Source organism: Pseudoalteromonas sp. 0303 (assembly GCF_013349995.1).
GTDB lineage: Bacteria > Pseudomonadota > Gammaproteobacteria > Enterobacterales > Alteromonadaceae > Pseudoalteromonas.
On the sequence record NZ_JABVXF010000006.1, the window covers coordinates 86,305 to 99,531 of the forward strand.

Here is a 13,227-nt window from a genome sequence, read left to right on the forward strand (position 1 = left end):
CACATTATTAATGGATGAAAATTCATAACTCAATCTCAATTCTAACAAGCGAGAATGTAATGACAGCCTTAAACAACCAGAACCTTCTACAACTTCGTTTTGTAAGCCAAGCGCATATTGACGCAGTTAAGCCCTCTTTTGCTAACCTACCTGCTAATCCATACGCAGATGGTGAATTTCGTAAGCGTCGTTATTCAGTAATCAAAGTTGTTGATGGTGAATTAAAACTACAACCAACAAAAGCATTCGTGCAAGATGACTCAATTAATACCTTCCAAGGTAATGTTGAGCGCACCTATGAAAATCTAGAAGATAGCTTATTAGCGACTGATGGCATGAAGCAAATAGTTAATCAGTTCCGCGATATGACGGGTATCAGCGATGATCGCGATATTGAAATTCATCAATTCAGAATGCTTGCGATCGACAGTGACACTCCAGCTGCACCTGAAGGTGTTCACCAAGATGGTTTTGATCACGTATGTGTATGTGGTGTATCACACGAAAACCTAGAAGGTGGTGAGCTGCTTGTTTATGAACACCAACAAGCTGAGCCATGTTTCAAAATGGAAATTAAAGATGGCATGTTCGCACTGATTAATGACCGTGAAGTATGGCACAACGCTACACCAATGAATAAATTAGATGCAAGCAAAGAAGGTTACCTTGATTGCTTCGTACTAACTGCGTAAGGGTATCTCATGAACTTAACGCAATTACGTCGCCAATTTCCTGCACTTATGCAACAAGTGGCAGGTCAGTCACCGATTTTTCTTGATGGCCCAGGTGGCTCGCAAGTACCACAGTCAGTTTTAAGTGCTATGACTGCTTATTTGGGTTACTACAACTCAAACTTAGGCGGCGCATTTTTCTCAAGTGATAAAACGGTAGAGTTAATGGCAAATGCTCGCCAAGCTGCAGCCGATTTATTAAATGCGCCATCTAAAGAGCAAATCGTGTTTGGTGCAAACATGACAAGTTTAACGTTTAGCTTTAGCCGTGCCATCTCACGTGATTGGACTGCTGATGATGAAATTATCGTCACCAATGCCGATCACTTCTCAAACGTATCATCTTGGCAGCAAGCTGCTGAAGATAAAGGCGCGACAGTAAAAACTACCCTTATCAACGAAGCTGATTGCAGCCTAGATATGGCACACTTTGAAAGCCTTTTATCTAGCAAAACAAAGCTTGTTGCTGTGACATATGCGTCGAACACGACGGGTTCAATTAATGACATTAAACGCATCGTTGAGCTTGCACATGCTGTTGGTGCGCTAGTGTATGTTGATGCCGTTCATTACGCACCTCATGAGCTTGTAGACGTACAAGCACTTGATTGTGACTTCTTAGCCTGCTCGGCATATAAGTTCTTTGGTCCTCACCTTGGTATTGTCTATGGCAAACGTGAGCACCTTGAAGGTTTCACACCATATAAAGTTGAACCTGCAAAAGATGTTGCGCCAGGTCGCTGGGAAACGGGTACGCAAAGCTTTGAAGCGCTAGCTGGCTTAATTGCTGCTGTTGATTACATTGCTGCAATTAGTGAACTTGATGATAGTCATTCACGCAGAGAAAAACTCGCGGCTGCATTTGCTATTACTAAACAACACGAAATGGCATTAAGTAAGCATTTCTTAACTCGTTTAGCAGATTACCCACGTATCAAGTTATTTGGTATTGATGATCTAGAGCGTATAGCTTATCGCACACCGACTTTTGCTTTAACTTTTGAAGGCATCGAGCCACGTGTTGTGTCTGAATTTTTAGGTAAGCAACATATTTGTGTGTGGGATGGTAATTTCTACGCTCAAGGCTTATGTAAGCAACTCGGTGTATTAGAAACCGGCGGCGTAGTACGCATTGGTTGCATGCACTACAACACGACTGAAGAGCTTGATAAGGTTTTTGATTTATTTGATCAATTACTGGCAGGTTAAATCTGAGTTGTTAGTTTTAATTAAGCTATAAGCAGCCCGAGTGGGCTGCTTATTACCGCTAGGATTGTGGTTGGCCATATATTTGTTCCGCGCGGTTGAATAAGACCCACGAGGTTAAAATATACTTATCATTTGAAATTGGCTTATTACCACGGTGCGTGTGGGTAAAATAGCCCGGTGCTACGACCATAGAACCCTGTTTAGGCGATATTTTTCGTTGTTGATAGTAAAATTCTGTTTCACCACCTTCTTCTACATCATTTAAATAGAACATAAATAACAGCACGCGGTGTAGTGCCTCGTTGTGGCCTGCTTGCGGATATACCTCGCTATGCCAATAAGGGTAACCACCTTTATTGATATCGTATTTCTGTGCTTGAATTGGACCCATGCGGAAAATTTGCTGCACGAGTAATGGCAATTGTGGTTTGCCGACTTCTTCAAAGTTATCTTGTGTTAGGTCAACAGGTTTGCCTGTTTGCGGATGGTAAACCTTTAAACCAAAGGCACCAATCATCATAAAAATATGCTCTTCAAGGTATTTGAAGATGTAACCCGCAGTCGTTTGTTGAACGTGTTTAAGTTGCTCAGCGTATTCAGGGTGGTTATTAAGGTATAAATCGCGGCTGTCTTTTTTCGCTAAATCTACTCCGCCGGAGGTAATGCCTTGTTTTAAATGCGGGCTTTGTTCAAATACCGTGATAAAGTTGTCGCAAAATTCTTTGCTGAGGGCGTTTTCGTATACGCGAATAAAGTCCGTCATGAGCTACCTTTAGTTTATATTTTTTATAGGGTTACTATGTTTACTGAAACTATCACACCACGCTTTAGCGAAACAGATGTGCTAGGGCACATCAACAATACCGTACTCCCTGTATGGTTTGAAGCCGCCCGAGCGCCTATTTTCAGGTTTTTTACGCCCGATTTAAACCCTTATGAGTGGAAACTGATTATTGCTAAGGTTGAAGTAAGCTTTGTCGGTGAGTTGTTTTATGGCCATGATGTCACAGTGAAAAGCAGTGTTGAGCACATTGGCTCTAGTTCATTTGTACTGCGTCAAGAGGCTTGGCAGCAAGATAACTGCTGTGCCGTTGGTAAAACCGTACTAGTACGTTACGACTTCGCAAATAAATGTTCGCAAAAACTTAATGAGCAAGAAAGGGCTGACCTTACAGCGCATTTAATCGCTGAGTAATACCCCATTTTTTGCCGACATTTATGAACGCTTGGGGTAAAATGCGCCTTCATTATTTTGACTGAGTAATTTTGGGTTACACGCAATGCTGTTAATGATCGACAATTATGATTCGTTTACATACAACCTAGTGCAATATTTTCAGCGCTTAGACCAAGATGTATTAGTTAAACGAAACGATGAGATCAGCATTGCTGAGATTAAACAACTTAACCCAGAGCACATCGTACTGTCGCCTGGGCCATGTTCACCAAACGAAGCGGGGATTTCCTTGCAAGTGGTCGAACAATTAAAAGGGCAGTTGCCAATTCTTGGTATTTGCTTGGGGCACCAAACTATTGCTCAGGCTCTAGGTGCTGATGTTATTCGTGCCAAGCAAGTGATGCATGGTAAAACGTCGTTAGTTAAGCATACCAATCAAGGTGTGTTTAACGGTTTGGCAAACCCGCTGACGGTATGCCGGTACCATTCTTTGGTAGTGGATAAACAAAGCCTGTCTAGCGACTTTACTATTACTGCCTGGACAGAACAAAATTCTGATTTTGATGAAATTATGGGGATCATGCATAATGATTTAGCACTTGAAGGAGTGCAATTTCACCCCGAAGCAATTTTGACCCAACAAGGGCTTGAATTACTTGCTAACTTTTTAACTCGCTTCTAACCTTAGGCTAGTGAATTAACAAATATGACCGACAATACGCCTGTGCAAATGACCGAAGAAACCCGACAACAAAGGACTGCGATGGTGCTTAATGAGCGCGCGCACGATCTTTTGCTGGGTCACAGTTTTGCACAGCGTCAAATTGGCTTTATTCACACCCTAGAAATCGACTATGGCGAATCAATGGAACAGCGAACTCTATTAGAAGTAGAAGTTGCTGCCGAGAAAAAACGTCAAAAGAGCAGTACAGCTCACCATAAATACCGTGCACAGGCGAGCAAGCAATTACACCAAGTGATTGAGGCTGCCATGCATAAGCAGCTTGAAGACATTGATTCAGTAATTCATGAAACTATAGGGATTCAAGATAGCGTACCTGCTATTTTAGATATTTTAGCAGTGCGTTCAGCCTCAGTAGGTCGACTAGAGCCCTTAGTTAAAGACTTAAGTTGGTTAGGCCGTGAGCTTGTCGCGTTTGTGAATTTGCCTTTTTACCGAAAACAACGTAATAAACACACATCAGTTCAAGTCGATAACCCACAGTTAGCGCTGCGCTACATTGGCTTAGATAACTTAAAGTTTGTGGTGCCAACCTTTGCGGTACGCCATTGGATGCCACACAGTACAGAACCATTCCCGCTGTTAAAACGTCGACTTCGTGATAATTCAATGGCGTGTGCTATCGCAGCTCAAGAGATTGCGAAGCTTAATGGTGTAAATGAGGTGCATGCGTTTACTTTAGGTATGCTACTCGATGTGGGTAAGATAGCGCTTGTTCGCATATATCTTCGTATTTTCGAGTTAGTTTGGCAGCGCCAAGTAACAAAAGCCCGTGATGAGCAAAAGAAAGATCTACACACAGCTTTATTAGAACTAAAACCGGATCCTTTATTTTTAAGCACCTTGCTAAATAAGCAGTCGATGAAGGTAACTGCGACCGTAATTGAGAAAATGGCTTTTAGGTATTTGCCATTTAATGCGGTGATGCAGCAGTTAACTACACCTTTAGCTAAAAACGATGAGTATTTGCCGCTTACTAAGGTGATTTTAAAAGCACGTTGTTACGCTCAGTATTTAAGTTTAAATGAGCATCAACTAGTCGAAAATGACGAAACTGAACGTTGGTTTGCACACTTCGATTTCACTAAAGAAGAGCTTGATCAGCTAGCAAAATGCAATTTTGATCGCTTTCATATTCAAATTAATTAAAAAAATTGTTAATTTTTTTGCGACTATTCATTCATTGTTTATCAATCCGCAGTGACAAATTTTTTCTCTTTAGCCTCTGCTTGGCTCACTAGCTGTACGCCTTTTTATAGTATTTAGAGCAAAAAATAGCCTTCAAATAGTTATTCACTATCCATGAAAAAATATCTCAAGCCCTTTATTTTCAAGGGCTACATGAAAGTTTTCTAAGAGACAGGACGAAAATTTTCTGGAATAATGGATGAATGAAAATTGAACCAAAGAGTAATTTTGGAGATTTTGCGCTAAGCTCAATCGGCTAAGTAAAATGGCTTAGTTTAGCTTTAGAGCGCCACCTTACTCTGAGTGTGCTTACAATTATGAGGATATAAAATGACAGTCAATCGCGAATTATTTGATCAAGTAATGGTTCCTAACTATGCACCATCAAGTGTTATTCCAGTTCGAGGCGAAGGCTCTCGCGTATGGGACCAAGAAGGTCGCGAATTTATCGATTTTGCTGGTGGTATTGCTGTTAACTGTCTTGGCCATTGTCACCCAGCTCTTGTAAGTGCATTAAAAGAGCAAGGCGAAAAAATTTGGCACTTATCAAATGTAATGACTAATGAGCCAGCGCTTCGCTTAGCTAAAAAGCTAACTGACGCAACGTTCGCTGAAAAAGTATATTTTGCTAACTCTGGTGCAGAAGCTAACGAAGCGGCACTTAAACTTGCACGCCGTTTTGCACTTGATAACTTTGGTGAGCAAAAGTCACAAATTATCTCATTCAACAAAGGTTTCCACGGCCGTACCTTCTTCACAGTAACAGTAGGCGGTCAAGCTGCATACTCTGATGGTTTTGGTCCAAAACCTGGTGATATCGTTCACTGTGACTACAACGATTTAGCTGCATTTGAAGCGCTTATCTCAGACAGCACATGTGCAGTAATGATGGAGCCTCTGCAAGGTGAAGGCGGTATCATTTCTCCGACTGCTGAGTTTGTTGAAGGTGTTCGTGAGTTATGTACTAAGCATAATGCACTACTTATCTTTGATGAAGTACAAACAGGTGTTGGCCGTACGGGTGAGCTTTATGCTTATCAAGGTTTAAATGTAACTCCTGATATCTTAACGACTGCAAAAGCGTTAGGTGGTGGTTTCCCTATCGGTGCGATGATCACCACAACTGATATCGCTAAGCACTTAAAAGTAGGTACTCATGGTTCTACTTACGGTGGTAACCCACTTGCGTGTGCAGTAGCAGAAGCTGCATTCGACACAGTAAATACACCAGAGGTACTTAACGGCGTTAAAGAAAAGTCAGCGTTATTCCGTGAGTTACTAACTGCGATTAACGAAAAGTACAATGTATTCACTGAAATCCGTGGCGAAGGTCTATTAATTGGTGCTGTAGTAACAGAGCAATTCAAAGGTCGTGCAAAAGAGTTTTTAGTAGCTGGTACTGCAGAAGGCGTTATGTCTTTAGTTGCTGGCGCTGATGTTGTTCGTTTCACTCCGTCACTTGTAATTCCAGAAGCTGATATCCGCGAAGGTATGGCTCGTTTCGAAAAAGCAGTTGCAAAAGTCGTTAACGGCTAAACGAAACTGTCATTTCAGGGCAAGTTAAGCTTGCCCACATTTCTTAATTTACCGTTATTTATAAGGGAGCAAGCGGACTTATGATGATCCTTCGCCCAATCCAGCAAAGCGATTACCAAGCGTTAGTAAAGATTGCTGTTGAGTCAGGCCATGGCTTTACGTCTTTGCCTAATAATGAAGAGTTATTACAAAAGAAAATTGATCATTCTGTCAGCTCATTTGCAAAAGCAGCACAGCAGCCAGGTGATGAAGGTTACTTGTTTGTTCTTGAAGATAGCGAAACGGGTGAAGTTGTAGGGACTTCGGGTATTGAAGCCGCTGTTGGTTTAGATGATGCTTTTTATCATTATCATTTAAGCAAAGTAATTCATTCTTCTCGTACGCTAGACGTGTATAAAGCCGTTGATATTTTAACCCTGTGTAATGATTACACCGGTGCAACTGAGCTATGTACATTATTCTTAAAAGATGGCTACCGTAAAAACAATAACGGTAAATTGCTTTCAAAAGCGCGTTTTATGTTTATTAATCAACATAGAGAACGTTTTGCTGACACCGTCATTGCTGAAATGCGTGGTGTGTCTGACGAAAGCGGCGAAAGCCCATTCTGGCAATGGCTAGAAGAGCACTTTTTCTCAATGGACTTTCCAACGGCAGATTACTTAACGGGTATTGGTCAGAAAGTATTTATTGCTGAGTTAATGCCTAAATACCCAATTTACGTCAACTTACTGAGCAAAGATGCACAAGCTGTGATTGGTCAAGTACATGACAACACACGCCCTGCGATTGAACTATTAAAGAGCGAAGGTTTCACCTTTAATGGTTATGTAGACATTTTTGATGCAGGCCCAACTGTTGAAGCAAAAGTAGATAACATTGCTACAGTCAGAAATGCCCACACAGTTAAAGTTGAAATTGGTGAAAGCCAAGGCGACACCACGGTATTGTTAGCAAATGATAAAATTGCTGATTTTAGAGCAACCGTGACTCAAGTTAGCCTATCATGTGATGCCGATAGCATCACAATCTCAAGTGAATTAGCAAAAGCACTTCACTTAGAAGCGGGTGATTCAGTATCACTTGCAGAACTATAGAATTCAGGAGACATATTAATGACTCATGCAGCGCAATTTATTAATGGTCAATGGCAAGCAGGCCTTGGTCATACTTTTCAATCTGTAAACCCAGCAAATAACGATGTAATTTGGCAAGCAAACACTGCTACAGCCGAACAAGTAGACGGCGCAGTCGCTGCTGCACGTGAAGCGTTTTACAGCTGGGCTGATAAAACATTTGCAGAGCGTTTAGCGATTGTAAAAACATTCGCAGAAACACTGAAAGAGCACAGCGAAGAATTAGCGATTGCTATCGCACAAGAAACAGGTAAACCACTTTGGGAAACACGCACTGAAGCAGGTGCGATGGTGGGTAAAATTGCTATCTCTGAAAAAGCATTTTTAGAGCGTACAGGCGATGTTGAAAACCCAATGCCACAAGGTCGCGCGATGATCCGCCACAAGCCTCATGGTGTTGTAGCTGTGTTTGGCCCTTATAACTTCCCTGGTCACTTACCAAATGGTCACATTGTACCTGCACTATTAGCAGGCAATACCGTGGTATTTAAACCTTCTGAGCTAACGCCAGCAGTTGCTGAGTTAACGTTAAAGTTATGGCAAAAGGCGGGTCTCCCTGCAGGTGTAATCAACCTTGTGCAAGGTGAAGTAGAAACGGGTAAAGCGCTTGCATCTCATAAAGGGATCGACGGTTTATTCTTTACTGGCTCTTCGCGCACTGGTCATATTTTACATGAACAGTTTGCTGGTCAACCGGGTAAAATCTTAGCTTTAGAAATGGGTGGTAATAACCCGCTTATCGTTACTGATGTTGCTGACACTAAAGCGGCTATCCACGATATTATTCAATCAGCGTTTATCTCTACAGGTCAACGTTGTACGTGTGCGCGTAAGTTATTCTTACCTGCGGGCGAGCAAGGTGATGCTATCTTAGCGGGTCTTATTAAAGCAACTAAAGCTATTAAAGTAGGTGACTACGACGCAGAAGAGCAACCTTTCATCGGGTCAATGATTTCTTCAGCAGCAGCAGCTGGTATGGTTACAGCACAACAGCAACTTGTTGAGCTTGGCGCTGAAGTGTTAGTTGAGCTAACGCACAAAGAAAATACCGGTTTTGTGACACCGGGTATTTTAGAGTGTACAAATGTAGCTAACTTCCCAGACGAAGAGCACTTTGGACCACTGCTTAAAGTATTCCGCTTCACTGATTTTGATGCCGCTATTGATAAAGCGAATGACACAAGCTTTGGTTTATCAGCTGGTTTATTAAGCGACAGCGCAGCAGATTACGACCATTTCCTTCGTCGTATTCGCGCAGGTATCGTAAACTGGAACCGTCCTATCACAGGTGCATCAAGTGCAGCACCATTTGGTGGTATTGGTGCATCAGGTAACCACAGAGCAAGCGCATATTATGCTGCTGACTATTGTGCATACCCTGTCGCTTCGGTAGAGCTTGAAAAAGTAGCAATGCCAGCGACATTAAGCCCAGGCTTAAAAATCGATTAATAATCGTAAATCATTATAAAAAGCAGCTTCGGCTGCTTTTTTTGTATGAGATGCTTGGCAAAGGTAGCAATTAAAAGCGCTTTCTGCTTAAATCTAAAGAGATAGTTTTTTATTAGGTGTGCAGTCGTATGGTTTTAGATAGGCAAGGGTACGATGATCTTGTCATGTATCTCACTCAAAATTTAGCGCTTTTTGAGAAGCCGGGTCAAATTAAACCAGGAGCTCCAACAGTGTTAGAGCTGATTGAAGACGTGATAGCAGAAAATGTCATGTTACTTTGCGAGCAACACACAGAGCTTAATACAGAACAACGCAGCCAAATTGTTCGCGAAGTCGACGGTATCGTATATGACTTACAAGAAGTGCTGAGCAGCGTTACAAATCACACAGTAACCGTTGAACAACACGCGTTTATTGATGAGTTTGCTGGATTAGTAAAAAACTTATTCGATAGTGCTGTTGTCGAAAGTGCCTAACTTATAAAGCACAACACAATTTCTAGTCTTTAAGCGAGCAGCTCAAAGTTAGCAACTCGCTTTCCTTTAAAGCTCACCTCTTATCCCTTGCATCTGTGTGTGACTTGCTTACAATCAAGCAAAATAACTTTAAGAGATAAAGCACATGCAAGCGAATGTAAAATGGGTAGAAGGCGATACGTTTATTGGCCTTTCAAATTCAGGTCACAATGTAGTTTTTGATGCAGGTAGCGATAGCGCTGCGCCAAGCCCAATGGAAATGGTTTTAATGTCAGCGGGTTGTTGTTCATCTGTTGATGTTGTTAGTATTTTAAAAAAAGCAAAACAGTCATTTTCTGATGTGCAAGTTAAGCTATCTGCAGAGCGTGCTGAGTCAGCACCTCGCGTGTTTACCAAGATTAATCTACACTTTGTGGTTACCGGTGATAATGTCTCTGAAAAGCACCTTGCAAGAGCGGTACAATTATCTGCTGAAAAGTATTGTTCTGTAGCCTTAATGCTTGATAAGACAGTAGAAATTACGCATAGTCATGAAGTTGTGCAAGAACAGGTAAAATAACGCTTTTTCCGAGCAGGAAATTCGTATAAAATCCGCGAACTTTTATTTCTGCTGGTGCAGGTTTCACTCGTTTTAAGGTTGGTTTAGCATGAATAAACCCTTCGATAAAATTAAGCTTCATGGCTTTAATAACTTAACTAAGAGCTTAAGTTTTAGTATTTACGATATTTGTTACGCAAAGACGGAACAACAGCGTAAAGAATATATTGAATATATCGACGAACAGTACAGTGCTGATCGCCTTACCGATATTTTAGGTGAAGTTGTGGATATTATTGGCGCAAACATTCTAAATGTTTCTCGCCAAGATTATGATCCGCAAGGCGCCAGTGTGACAATCTTGATCTCTGAGGAGCCAATTGAGCAACAAACAACGTATGACGTTGATGAAGCGCCGGGTCCTCTTCCTGAAACAGTGGTAGCGCACTTAGACAAGAGCCACATCTGTGTTCACACATACCCAGAAGCACACCCTGATGATGGTATTTGTACGTTCCGTGCTGATATCGAAGTATCAACGTGTGGCATTATTTCGCCATTAAAAGCGTTAAACTTCTTAATTCACAGTCTTGAGTCTGATGTTGTAACAATTGACTACCGCGTACGTGGTTTTACTCGTGACGTAGATGGTGTTAAACACTATATCGATCACGCGATTAACTCAATTCAGAACTACATGACTGAAGATACCAAAGAAGCGTACCAAATGATGGACGTGAACGTGTATCAAGAGAACTTATTCCACACTAAGATGATGTTAAAAGAAACTGACTTGAATACTTACCTATTCGGTGTTTCTACAGCAGATCTTTCGGAAGAAGAAGAAGAAGTTATCTATTCTAAGCTGACCCGCGAGATGCAAGAAATCTTCTACGGTCGCAACTTACCAGACACTGAGTAAGTCACTATAGCTTTAAAAAACGGCGCGTAATGTAAGTTATGCGCCGTTTTTTATGCCTCATTGACTGCACTCATCTGTCCTTATATGCTGATTAAAAGGCCAATTTAAGGATAGATATGTCAGTTGTTCTCTCGCAGTCAGTATTTTTAGCAGAGCAAGTTCGTGACCATGAAGGACCAGCTGCTAAGCGCTCTGGCGTAACCTTGTATGAGCTTATGGAGCGAGCAGGGCTGGCGACTTATCAGCAAGCTATCAGCTATTTTCCTAAAGCAAGTACATTCGTTGTGTTAGCGGGCGTTGGTAACAATGCCGGCGATGGTTATGTTGTTGCTCGCTTAGCTAAACAAGCGGGCAAACAGGTTACGGTTATTGCAGCAATATCTGATAAACCGCTCAAAGGCGATGCGCTCAGTGCTCAGCAGGCTTGGCTTGACGCCGGAGGAGCAATAACAGCTGATGTCAGTGCTATTGAGCGAGCAGATCTCATTATTGATGGCCTGCTTGGCACGGGAATTCAAAGCAAGGTACGCGAGCCTTTTTCAACCTTGATTAAAGCAGCTAACGAGAGCCAAGTGCCGATAGTTGCTATTGATCTACCTTCAGGCATTCATGCAGACACAGGTGTCGTACAAGGAGTCGCAATAAAAGCCGCGCTTACTGTGACTTTTGTGGGGATTAAACAAGGTTTAGTGACAGGGCAAGGTAGAGCGCATGCAGGGACATTAGAGTTTAATGACTTAGGTATTGAAGATGCCTTTTTAAAACAGACATCACCCACGGCTGAGCTTATCAATTATCTGAACCAAGCTAGGCTTCCTGAGCGCGATAACAACAGCCATAAAACCAGCCATGGTAAATTGCTGTGTGTTGGTGGTAATGCCGGTACTGCAGGTGCTATTCGTTTAACCGCAGAGGCAGCGCTTCGCAGCGGTGCGGGCATGGTCAAAGTGTATACCCATAGTAGCTCTATTTTACCTGTGAGTATTGGCCGGCCAGAACTAATGGCGACAGATACAAATCTGATTAGCGCTCTTGAGTGGGCAACCTGTGTTGCTATTGGCCCAGGGCTTGGTCAAGACACTTGGTCGGAAACAACCTTTGAAGCAGTCATGCAGTATTGCTTTACTAATAATAAGCCTCTGGTTATTGATGCAGATGCACTTAATCTAATGGCTCAGCATGCTTCGTCATTCCCATTAGCTAATACCGTTATCACACCACACCCCGGTGAGGCTGCAAGGTTACTTAATTGTCGCGCTAGCGATATTGAAGAAAATCGCTTTCATGCGGTAAAGCAGCTCGCACGTAGCTATACCACTACTTGTGTACTCAAAGGTGCTGGCAGTTTAATTGCTGATAATAACCAAACATGGGTGTGTACCGACGGTAACCCTGCACTTGCGGTTGGAGGCAGTGGCGATGTACTAACAGGCATCATAGCGGCACTAATCGCACAGGGGCTTACTCCTCAGCAAGCAGCGTGTTTAGGTGTAACCTTACATGCAAAAGCCGGAGATATTGCCGCAGAACGTGAAGGCGAAAGAGGCATGTTACCTAGTGACTTGTTTGCGATAGTGAGGGAGTTGGTTAACTGAGCCGTCAGCCGTCAGCCGTCAGCCGTCAGTTTCTGATAGCTGACAGCTTAAAACTGATAGCTAGAACTGCCACATACTTAAAGGTGAAAAGCGTTGTGGATATGCCTATTCAACATGCCAATCGTTGAAAAAGAAGTATGGTGGGGCTTGTGAACTTAGCTATTAGTTTATTGTTCTGTTAAATGGTACAAATAATCTAGGTAAAGTAACTTGGACTCGCATGCTATCTTAAATTCTTACTTCTCGAATCCTGTCGATTATTAAAATGTTGATTTTCATTGCTTTTATTTCTCTCCTGTTTTTTGGTTTTAAATTTAAATCTCTGCGGTAACACCCGTAAACTTTTTGTGAATTATTATTGGTTATAAATTGACTTTTTTGGGATTGTCTACAAATATTAAGCCGCAGTTTCAGAAAAGCTCGTTTCGCCATGTCTCGGGAATGTTTTATACACCTTATAAAATTGCCTCATACTGCTTCACTAAACTTCTGGGTGATGTTTGGAATGCACATTCCAACCCTACCAAA

13 protein-coding genes are annotated in these 13,227 nt (G+C 42.1%); 12 read left to right on the forward strand and 1 reads right to left on the reverse strand.

The genetic code is table 11. From position 1 onward, the window contains the following. Nucleotides 1–59: 59 nt before the first annotated feature. The gene (locus HUS62_RS06130) at nucleotides 60–692 is read left to right on the forward strand and encodes a 2OG-Fe dioxygenase family protein (protein ID WP_175078897.1); all 633 of its coding nucleotides are present in this window, start codon (nucleotides 60–62) and stop codon (nucleotides 690–692) included. 9 nt (nucleotides 693–701) lie between these two features. Beyond that, nucleotides 702–1,940, forward strand: a complete 1,239-nt coding sequence (locus tag HUS62_RS06135; RefSeq protein WP_175078898.1) for a cysteine desulfurase-like protein — start codon at nucleotides 702–704, stop codon at nucleotides 1,938–1,940. 58 nt (nucleotides 1,941–1,998) lie between these two features. Here HUS62_RS06135 and HUS62_RS06140 read toward each other — a convergent pair whose 3' ends face one another. After that, nucleotides 1,999–2,703: a 2OG-Fe(II) oxygenase gene (locus HUS62_RS06140; RefSeq protein ID WP_105180682.1), complete on the reverse strand. Its 705-nt coding sequence runs from the start codon at nucleotides 2,701–2,703 to the stop codon at nucleotides 1,999–2,001. Nucleotides 2,704–2,739: 36 nt separating this feature from the next. Here HUS62_RS06140 and HUS62_RS06145 point away from each other — a divergent pair, with 36 nt between their 5' ends. The 10 genes from HUS62_RS06145 (at nucleotide 2,740) to HUS62_RS06190 (ending at nucleotide 12,699) form a co-directional block, all read left to right on the forward strand. Continuing rightward, entirely contained in the window at nucleotides 2,740–3,135 is a 396-nt protein-coding gene (locus tag HUS62_RS06145) for a thioesterase family protein (RefSeq protein ID WP_175078899.1), read from the forward strand. An 85-nt stretch (nucleotides 3,136–3,220) separates the two neighbouring features. Then, nucleotides 3,221–3,799, forward strand: coding sequence for an aminodeoxychorismate/anthranilate synthase component II (locus HUS62_RS06150; RefSeq protein WP_175078900.1), 579 nt, complete (start codon nucleotides 3,221–3,223; stop codon nucleotides 3,797–3,799). A gap of 48 nt (nucleotides 3,800–3,847) precedes the next feature. Then, entirely contained in the window at nucleotides 3,848–5,008 is a 1,161-nt protein-coding gene (locus HUS62_RS06155; protein WP_175078931.1) for an HDOD domain-containing protein, read from the forward strand. Nucleotides 5,009–5,377: 369 nt separating this feature from the next. Continuing rightward, on the forward strand, nucleotides 5,378–6,583 hold the full coding sequence (locus tag HUS62_RS06160; protein WP_058583979.1) for an aspartate aminotransferase family protein: 1,206 nt from the start codon (nucleotides 5,378–5,380) through the stop codon (nucleotides 6,581–6,583). Between the two features lie 80 nt (nucleotides 6,584–6,663). Next, complete coding sequence (gene astA / locus HUS62_RS06165) at nucleotides 6,664–7,680, forward strand: arginine N-succinyltransferase (RefSeq protein ID WP_055198948.1); 1,017 nt, start codon at nucleotides 6,664–6,666, stop codon at nucleotides 7,678–7,680. An 18-nt stretch (nucleotides 7,681–7,698) separates the two neighbouring features. Next, a complete protein-coding gene (gene astD / locus HUS62_RS06170) occupies nucleotides 7,699–9,168 on the forward strand; it encodes a succinylglutamate-semialdehyde dehydrogenase (RefSeq protein WP_062566651.1) in 1,470 nt (489 codons plus the stop codon). 128 nt (nucleotides 9,169–9,296) lie between these two features. Further along, entirely contained in the window at nucleotides 9,297–9,644 is a 348-nt protein-coding gene (locus HUS62_RS06175; RefSeq protein ID WP_054563480.1) for a DUF3802 family protein, read from the forward strand. Between the two features lie 145 nt (nucleotides 9,645–9,789). Continuing rightward, a complete protein-coding gene (locus HUS62_RS06180) occupies nucleotides 9,790–10,203 on the forward strand; it encodes an OsmC family protein (RefSeq protein ID WP_055020887.1) in 414 nt (137 codons plus the stop codon). 88 nt (nucleotides 10,204–10,291) lie between these two features. After that, the gene (gene speD / locus HUS62_RS06185) at nucleotides 10,292–11,104 is read left to right on the forward strand and encodes an adenosylmethionine decarboxylase (RefSeq protein ID WP_054552422.1); all 813 of its coding nucleotides are present in this window, start codon (nucleotides 10,292–10,294) and stop codon (nucleotides 11,102–11,104) included. A 116-nt stretch (nucleotides 11,105–11,220) separates the two neighbouring features. Continuing rightward, nucleotides 11,221–12,699 carry an NAD(P)H-hydrate dehydratase gene (locus HUS62_RS06190; protein WP_175078901.1) on the forward strand — a complete coding sequence of 493 codons (1,479 nt, stop codon included), beginning with the start codon at nucleotides 11,221–11,223 and terminating at the stop codon, nucleotides 12,697–12,699. The last annotated feature ends 528 nt before the right edge of the window (nucleotides 12,700–13,227 follow it).

Excerpts from the sequence above, each read along its gene's own strand:
- HUS62_RS06130 (WP_175078897.1), top strand. The coding sequence starts at position 60 with ATGACAGCCTTAAACAACCAGAACCTTCTACAACTTCGTTTTGTAAGC.
- HUS62_RS06135 (WP_175078898.1), top strand. The coding sequence starts at position 702 with ATGAACTTAACGCAATTACGTCGCCAATTTCCTGCACTTATGCAACAA.
- HUS62_RS06140 (WP_105180682.1), bottom strand. The coding sequence starts at position 2,703 with ATGACGGACTTTATTCGCGTATACGAAAACGCCCTCAGCAAAGAATTT.
- HUS62_RS06145 (WP_175078899.1), top strand. The coding sequence starts at position 2,740 with ATGTTTACTGAAACTATCACACCACGCTTTAGCGAAACAGATGTGCTA.
- HUS62_RS06150 (WP_175078900.1), top strand. The coding sequence starts at position 3,221 with ATGCTGTTAATGATCGACAATTATGATTCGTTTACATACAACCTAGTG.
- HUS62_RS06155 (WP_175078931.1), top strand. The coding sequence starts at position 3,848 with ATGACCGAAGAAACCCGACAACAAAGGACTGCGATGGTGCTTAATGAG.
- HUS62_RS06160 (WP_058583979.1), top strand. The coding sequence starts at position 5,378 with ATGACAGTCAATCGCGAATTATTTGATCAAGTAATGGTTCCTAACTAT.
- astA (WP_055198948.1), top strand. The coding sequence starts at position 6,664 with ATGATGATCCTTCGCCCAATCCAGCAAAGCGATTACCAAGCGTTAGTA.
- astD (WP_062566651.1), top strand. The coding sequence starts at position 7,699 with ATGACTCATGCAGCGCAATTTATTAATGGTCAATGGCAAGCAGGCCTT.
- HUS62_RS06175 (WP_054563480.1), top strand. The coding sequence starts at position 9,297 with ATGGTTTTAGATAGGCAAGGGTACGATGATCTTGTCATGTATCTCACT.
- HUS62_RS06180 (WP_055020887.1), top strand. The coding sequence starts at position 9,790 with ATGCAAGCGAATGTAAAATGGGTAGAAGGCGATACGTTTATTGGCCTT.
- speD (WP_054552422.1), top strand. The coding sequence starts at position 10,292 with ATGAATAAACCCTTCGATAAAATTAAGCTTCATGGCTTTAATAACTTA.
- HUS62_RS06190 (WP_175078901.1), top strand. The coding sequence starts at position 11,221 with ATGTCAGTTGTTCTCTCGCAGTCAGTATTTTTAGCAGAGCAAGTTCGT.